At 70.7% G+C, this 7296-nt stretch carries 7 protein-coding genes; 2 read left to right on the top strand and 5 right to left on the bottom strand.

The genetic code is table 11. The features are described 5' to 3' along the window. Window positions 1–30: 30 nt before the first annotated feature. Complete coding sequence (locus tag ACWGI8_RS11895) at window positions 31–726, bottom strand: CPBP family intramembrane glutamic endopeptidase (RefSeq protein WP_453660108.1); 696 nt, start codon at window positions 724–726, stop codon at window positions 31–33. 124 nt (window positions 727–850) lie between these two features. On the opposite strand from ACWGI8_RS11895, the gene ACWGI8_RS11890 reads away from it, so the two are divergent. Beyond that, entirely contained in the window at window positions 851–1696 is an 846-nt protein-coding gene (locus ACWGI8_RS11890) for a hypothetical protein (protein ID WP_453660106.1), read from the top strand. Window positions 1697–1758: 62 nt separating this feature from the next. Here ACWGI8_RS11890 and ACWGI8_RS11885 read toward each other — a convergent pair whose 3' ends face one another. Both ACWGI8_RS11885 and ACWGI8_RS11880 read right to left on the bottom strand, forming a co-directional pair. Beyond that, entirely contained in the window at window positions 1759–2214 is a 456-nt protein-coding gene (locus ACWGI8_RS11885) for a pyridoxamine 5'-phosphate oxidase family protein (RefSeq protein WP_453660105.1), read from the bottom strand. Between the two features lie 94 nt (window positions 2215–2308). Then, window positions 2309–4177: a cellulase family glycosylhydrolase gene (locus ACWGI8_RS11880; protein ID WP_453660113.1), complete on the bottom strand. Its 1869-nt coding sequence runs from the start codon at window positions 4175–4177 to the stop codon at window positions 2309–2311. A 114-nt stretch (window positions 4178–4291) separates the two neighbouring features. Here ACWGI8_RS11880 and ACWGI8_RS11875 point away from each other — a divergent pair, with 114 nt between their 5' ends. Continuing rightward, complete coding sequence (locus ACWGI8_RS11875; protein ID WP_453660103.1) at window positions 4292–5083, top strand: N-formylglutamate amidohydrolase; 792 nt, start codon at window positions 4292–4294, stop codon at window positions 5081–5083. 10 nt (window positions 5084–5093) lie between these two features. Here ACWGI8_RS11875 and ACWGI8_RS11870 read toward each other — a convergent pair whose 3' ends face one another. Next, window positions 5094–5858: a hypothetical protein gene (locus ACWGI8_RS11870; RefSeq protein WP_453660101.1), complete on the bottom strand. Its 765-nt coding sequence runs from the start codon at window positions 5856–5858 to the stop codon at window positions 5094–5096. A 31-nt stretch (window positions 5859–5889) separates the two neighbouring features. Beyond that, window positions 5890–7176: a Gfo/Idh/MocA family protein gene (locus tag ACWGI8_RS11865; protein WP_453660100.1), complete on the bottom strand. Its 1287-nt coding sequence runs from the start codon at window positions 7174–7176 to the stop codon at window positions 5890–5892. Between the last annotated feature and the right edge of the window lie 120 nt (window positions 7177–7296).

The raw sequence follows: 7296 nt of genomic DNA, 5'->3' as shown, positions 1-7296 counted from the left end.
GCTCATGACCCGGGGCGGGCGGCGCGGCGGTCAGCTGCCCCACCAGCGGCCGGCCGCCCAGGCCAGCGCGTAGCCCGCGCTGTTGAGGGCGCAGTGCAGCGCCATCGGGGGGATCAGGCTCCCGGACCGGCGACGCAGCTCGCAGAACACCACGCCCGCGAGCGCGGTGCCCACGACCGCTGCCGTCACCGACAGCGCGATCCCGGCCGGTCCCGTACCGAAGACCGCCTCGGCGGCGGCGTTCGAGCGGGTGAGCCCGCGGGACGGCTGGATGTGCCACAGCCCGAACAGCACCGAGGAGATGGCGGTGGCCCATGCTGCGCCCCATTGCCGCCGCATCATGGCCCACAGGACACCCCGGAAGGCGATCTCCTCCAGCAACACGGTCCCGAGCGGTACGCGCACCAGCACGCGGTAGACCAACTGCCCGGCCGTCAGCTCCGCCGCCCGCTCGTCCTGGAATGCCTCGCGGGTGAACGGCAGGGCCAGTGCGACCGCGTAGACGAGGAGGACGGCCCCGACCAGAACGAGCCCCCAGCGCAGGCCTCGCCGGGCCGAGCAGCGGCCGAGCCCCAGCTCGTCCCAGGTGAGGCCGGCCAGCCGGGCGATCAGCACGAGCGCGACGGCCGCGGTCACGCATACGGGCACGTACAGCTCGGGGCCGAGCCGGTTGATGAGCGCGTTCGTGGCCGCGAGCACGGCGACGGCCCAGAGGAGCATCCCCATGGTCACAGGAGGATGTCCGAACCCCGCGCCGGGCCGCGCGCAACGCGCCGCCCGGCCGTGACCGCACTACGCCGGCGGGGGCTGGAGCAGATGGCGCCCGCGGACCGGGACCTATGCTCTGGCGGTGACCAATGAGAACGCGATACTGGCCGACATACTCGATCGTGGTGCCGCCCAGACCGAACCCGAGGCGCTGTTGGGCGCCGTCATCGACTTTGGCGTATTCGTTCCGGTTGACGGCAAGGGTTCCGTCCTCTTCGTCGGCGCGGACGGCAGCGGTCCGACCATTCCCGGTCATGTGAGCGAGGACTGCTGCAGAGCACGGATGCCGGAAGCCGCCGGCAGCGTCCTGTGCGACGCGTTGCGGCTGTTCGACATGCAGCGGCACACCGGGATCGGCACACTGACCGTGTTCTCGTCCAAGAGCTGGGCCACGGTTCCTCTCGACCTGCTGTCCCGCGCCCTCGAGCAGCGGGGCATGCGGACCCGGAGCGAGCAGAGCATCCGGCTCACCTGGTCCACGCACCCGTTGGCCGTATCCCTGCGTGACGCTCTGCGCGACCGGTTGCTGGAGTTCCCGGGCATTCAGACCGTGTGGATCGCGCACGCGCGTTGGATGGACACCGGATTGGAACAGCTGATGCTCCATATCGCTTCCGGCCAGGGGGCCCCGGAGGATCTTCAACACCGTTTGATGACCACCCTCTTCACCGAGGACATCACGCTCGGCAGCGACGATCCCTCCATCGCCGTCCGCGTGCTGGATCCGGCCACGGAGGCCGACACGATCAGGGAGCTGGAGACCCTGGGCCTGGACACGGTGCGCGCCGACCATGCGAGCGGCCGGGTCGAGGTCGTCTCCCGCGAGTACGAGGACCCGCAGGCGGCCGCGGCAGCCCGCGATGCCATGACGGGCCAGGCGTCGCCGCCCTCACCGTCCCGCGCGCGCCGCTGGTGGCGTCGTTCCTAGCCGGTCGCACACGGCTGTCCAACCGTCGCCCGAGACGACCGTTCAACACGGCTGTCGACGCCTCACCCGAGCCAGCGGCCGTCCTTCAGGAGATCGCGCCCGGCGATCTCATTGACCTCGCGCCAGGCCTGGATCCAGACGGGCGTGATGCGGAAGTACGGGTAGGGCGGCCGGATGTCGCGCGGGTCGAAGCCGGTCTTGCCGGCGAACGCGTCCCCTTCCCCAGGTCCGAGATCCGCAACCTCCACCATCGTGGAGGTGCCTTCCACGAGGACGACGTCCCGCGTGGCCCCGAAGGCCAGCCGTACCCGTCCGCTGGCGTGCAGGTTGCGGGCGGTGGGGTTGGCGCGGGCAGTGGAGAGGAGAAAGGTGTCTCCGTCCCAGAGGAACGACAGCGGTACGAGACACGGCACGCCTGTCCCGTCCGCCGTCGATACCCAGACGTCGACATCGGTCTCGAACCGCGCGAGCGTGTCCTTGCGGCGTTGATCGAAGGTGCGCGGTGCGTCGAGTGTCACGTGTCTGCTCCCGTTGGACGCCAGTGATTGCCCCGCTCAGGGTGCCGTACGGGCACCCCGAGGCCAAGGCGAACGCGCCAGGCCCGGACGGCCCTCAGCCGCGCCCCGCCGCCCACCCCGCCAATTCGTCGCGCGCGCCACGCAGCAGGTCGTCGGAAGGGGCCGTCGCCCCGTTGGTGATCAGGGCGTAGTGCAGGCCGCTCCCGGGCTTCGGCGCGGTGAGCAGCAGGCGGCGGCTGCCCGTCCCGCCCGGCTCGGGAGCCGCTGCGATCGGGGTGCCGTCGTCGTACGACGGAGGCGCGTGCACCGTGCCCAGGTCGGAGACGACCGTCGTCCGCGACGTCGCGAAGGAGGCCGGCAAGTGCAGATCCGTGGGAGCCGACGTGCCGTCCGAACGCCACAGCAGGAGGCCGTACTGACCGTCGCCGACGAGCTCGCGCACGCGCGGCAGGGACGACGGCACCGGGTTCCAGGTGAGGGTGGTGGAGCCGTCACGGGCGCGGTCCTCGTACGTGAAGGCGAAGACGCGTCCCGCGGTGGCGCTCGGGTAGAGGCGGTCCAGCAGGCGGGCGTCCTGGCGGAGCACCGGCGCGCCCGTGTCGTCGAGACGGACCGCCGACAGGTCCTCGTCGTTCCAGGCGTCGCCTGCGGTGAGGACCTTGTCGGGGTTGTTGTTCATGAGTTCGTGGTGACGGCCGTTGTAGATGTCCCACTGCCATTGTGTGCCGGACAGGACAGGGCCCGAGTCCTGGGGGCGAGACCACCAGGTCGCGCCGGGCAGCCGGGAGTCGAGGGCCTGGTACATCGCCTTGCCCACGGTCGGGGCCTTGTCGGAGACCGTGCCGCTGAGCGGGTGTCCGAACTCGCTGACGACGGCCGCCGTTCCCGCACCGGCAGCACGGTCCCGGACGGCGCCGAAGTCGCCCGCGTACTGGCCGTCCTTCGCCTTGCCCCACATGAAGACGCCGGAGATCGCCTTCTGGTCGTAGAAGTGGGTGTTGAAGACATGGCGCGGACCGAGCCGTCCGGCGTCGAGGAGGCCGCCCTCCTGTTTCTGGAAGTCCAGGTTGGCGTTCCAGAAGAGGTTCGGCTCCACGAACGCGGGCTTGTCACGCCACCCTGCCGCGTCCATGCGGGCGCGGAACTTCTCGTAGAAGAGCCAGAGGACGTCACGCTCCCAGGCACGGCTGGTCTGACCGGGGTCGTACGAGCCCGCGTGCGGCTCGTTGTACGGGTCGAAGCCGACGACGCCGGCGAACTCGGCTGCGGTGAGGTGCTCGGCGACGTAGGCCATGGTGGTCTGTGCCGTCGCGAGGAACGCGTCCTGGATACCGCCCTGGTTGTGCCAGAAGTCGTACGTCGCCCGCGTCACGGCCTGGTTCTGGGTGATGTTCTGTCCCCAGAACAAGCAGATCCCGCAGGATTCGCGCGGGTAGCCACCGGCGTCCACCACCCACTTGGGGGCTCCGTCACCGGTGTACCAGCTGCCTTGGTTGAACAGGTGCCGGGAGAAGAGGTCCTGGTGGAAGTCCGGGTAGACGCGGACACCGGCCCGGAGGAAGGCCCGCATCTGCGCGGTGGCGGCGGCGAGATAGGCGTGGTCGACCTGGCCGCGTACGGGTTCGGCGTGCGCCCACGACAGCAGGAAGCGCACGGCGTTCCCGCCTCCGAGCGCGCGCAGCGCGGCAGCGGACTTCTCGGCGTCGGCGACGGACGCGAAGGGCAGCCCGTCGTTCTCCTCGAGTTTGGTCTCCCCCGAGACGTTGTATCCGCGCAGGACGACCGCACGGCCGAGTCCGTCGACGAATCGGCCGTCCTGGACCGTGAAGGAGGCGGCGGCCCGCTCGTCGAACCAGAGAGGGCCCGGCACGGGAGCTGCGGCGGACGGTGTCCCGGTTCCGGCGAGGGACGCCATGGCGGAAACAAGGACAAGGGCAAGGACACCGAGGAGTCGCGCGCGCATCGTCGTCACGTACTCCACATTCCTGACGCATCGTCAGACTGTCAATGGTCGGGAGTAGTGTCTGTTCCGAGCCCCGCGACAGCAGAGAACTGCAACGAACAGCAAGAGAGGGACATGACCGACGCAACGCCTTCCTTCCGTCTCCTCCCCGGCTCCGGCGACTCCCCGGTGATCCTGCATGTCCCCCATTCCTCCCGGGCGATACCCGATTCGGTACGCGACGGGATCGAGCTGGACGACCCTGCTCTGCAGCGCGAACTCGACCACATCACCGACGCCCATACCGCGGAGCTGGCCGCCGCCGCGGCCGGAGCCGCGCGGATCAGGCCGTGGCAGTTCGTCAACGGACTCTCGCGGCTGGTCGTCGACCCCGAGCGGTTCCCGGACGAGCGGGAGGAGATGCTGGCGGCCGGTATGGGCGCCGTGTACACGCGGACCACGCACAGGGAACAGCTCCGCCCGGCGGACCTGGACCCCCGGCCGCTGATCGACCGCTACTTCCATCCGTACGCGCAGGCGATGACGGCTGCGGTGGCGGGCCGGCTGGAGGCTGTCGGACGAGCCGTCGTCGTCGACGTCCACTCGTACCCGACGGCGCCGTTGCCGTACGAGCTCCACGGCGAGGGTCCGCGACCGCCGATCTGTCTCGGGACCGATCCCTTCCACACCCCGGCCGGTCTTCTCGCCCTCGCGGAGAAGGCGTTCGCGGGCTTCGGCGGCACCGGCCTCAACAGCCCCTTCGCGGGCACGTACGTCCCGCTGGAGTTCTACGGCAGCGACCCACGGGTCAGCGCGCTGATGATCGAGATCCGCCGGGATGTCTACATGGAGGAGCCGGGAGGTCCGGCGGGTCCCGGGATCGCCCAACTCGCCACCGCGCTCGCGGAACTGGTCGACGGGCTGTGACGGAGCGCGCTCACGTGTCCCGGACGTCCGGCTCGAGGATGACCGCGACGAGCCGGTCGCTCCAGTGCCTGGTGTCATCCGCACCCGCCTGCGCGGCGCGGTACGCGCGGATCGCCGGGTCGGAGAGCGTGAGGGTCACCACCGGGCAGTCCGCGGCGTCGTTGGTGTTCTCGGGCGTGCAGGAGATCACGTCCGCCATGGTGTGACCCGGACAGACGGCCCCGGCGGGCACATCCACGTCGAGGAGCAGGTCCTCGCCGGGAGCGACCCGGTAGCTGCCGGAGGGCGGGACGCCGACGGGCTTGCCCGGGTAGCCGCCGTCGACGACCGTCGCGGAGAGTCCGCGGGCGCTGGCGCGACGGCCTTCACCGTGGGGGCCGTAGAGGTCGAGCGTGACCCGGCCTTTGGCCACTGGTGCGTCGAGCAGCAGGGGCCGCTCGCCGGTCCGGATGTTCACGTGGACGGTGAAGGTGGGCTTGCCCGGCAGCTTCGGGCCGGGGTCCTCGACGACCCAGCTGGTGAGCACCAACTGGGGGTCGTCACCCCGCTCGCCCTCCCCCAGCGGCCGCGGCCGGGGGCCGTCGTCCAGCCCGCACTTCGACAGCTGGGCCGTACCGCCGCCCGGGAGCAGGACGTCCCTCAGCGGCCCGGCCGCGGCGGACTCGGGGCGCCACAGGGTCGTCGCCGACGGATTCATCAGCAGCACCACGAGCACCAGGAGGGTGACGACGGGAACGGAGAGCATTAGCCAGGAACGCAGGGATATGCGGGTCACGATTGTTCCAGCGCATCGGACCTCAAGATCGTCACATGTGGAACGGCGTCCGGGCGGTGTCCGAGAGGTCGGGGACGGACTCGACCGTGCCTCGAAGCCGTGCGCGTTCCGCGGCGAGGACGGCGAGGTGGCCGGCCAGGGAGTCCCGCGGACCGGACGTGATGGGATCCGGATTGCCGGTGGCCACGGCTTCGACGAAGGCGTCCATGAGGCCGGCGTCACCGCCGCCGTGGCCGCCGCCGGCGCTCATCGCCCCGTATGCGTCGGGGGTGATGACCTCCTCGCTGCGGCTGAGGAAGTCGTAGACCCGCAGCGTGGCACCGTCGCCGGACAGTTCGCCGTGGGTGCCGAAGATACGGGTGCGGCGGTTGGCGTGTTCGGTGAACGCGGTCATGGTGAAGGTGGCGGTCGTGCCACCGGGGAACTCCATGGACACCACCTGGTGGTCGACGACGTCGTTGTCGCACGCGTACACGCAGCGGCCGTACGGGCCGGCGCGCAGGGCCTGTTCGAGTGCCTCGGGGGTGCAGTCGTCGACGACGACGGTCAGCGGCCAGCGGTGCTCACGCCGGTCGAGCATGCCACCGTAGAGGCGTTTGGCGGAGTACGGGCAGGAGGTCTCGACGGTGCAGTCGAGGCAGCGGTCCGCGGCGCCTGCGGGCCGGTTGGCCGGGGTGAAGTGGGACAGCCCGCCGAAGCTGGCCACCCGGGCCGGCGGCCGTCCGAGGACATACTGCAGCCAGTCCAGGTCATGGCACGACTTCGCCATGAGCATCGACGTCGACTCGTCGCTGCGGCGCCAGTTGCCCCGTACGAAGGAGTGCGCCTGGTGCCAGAAGCCGACCGGTTCCAGGTGCTGGACGCTCATGATCCTGCCGAGCCGGCCGGAGTCGACGATCCGCTTCAGGGCGCGGGTGTACGGGGTGTAGCGCAGCACGTGCCCCACGGCGAGCATGACTCCGGCCTGTTCCACCGCCTCGACGATCTCCCTGCAGGAGCTCTCGTCCAGGGCCATGGGCTTCTCCAGCATGATGTGGTACCCGAGGGCGGCGTAGGCCACGGCGGGCTCCACATGCAGACGGTCGGGGGTGCAGATCAGCACCGCGTCGGCGATCCTGCCGCGGCCGAGGAGCTCCTGCCAGTCGGCCACCGCGTTCTGCGGCGCGATGCCGTGCGCCTGCGCGAACCTCGTCCGGCGTACGTCGCGGGGCTCGGCGACGGCCACGACCGTCGCGCGCTCAGGGTGCTGAAGTGCCCATCGTGCGTGCCCAGTACCACGGTCGCCGGCGCCGACGACGAGGAGAGTGACAGGTGGCATGCCGCGACGGTAGCGGCGGCGATCGCCTCGCGGGAAGCGTTCTGCGTCCGGAGCGTGCGGAGCGCCACCGCACGGTCCGGTGCGGGCGTGCATGCGGATATGGATACGGATACGGATACG

It is taken from the genome of Streptomyces sp. NPDC054841 (genome assembly GCF_053611045.1).
This window is presented reverse-complemented; position numbering and strand designations above follow the sequence as displayed.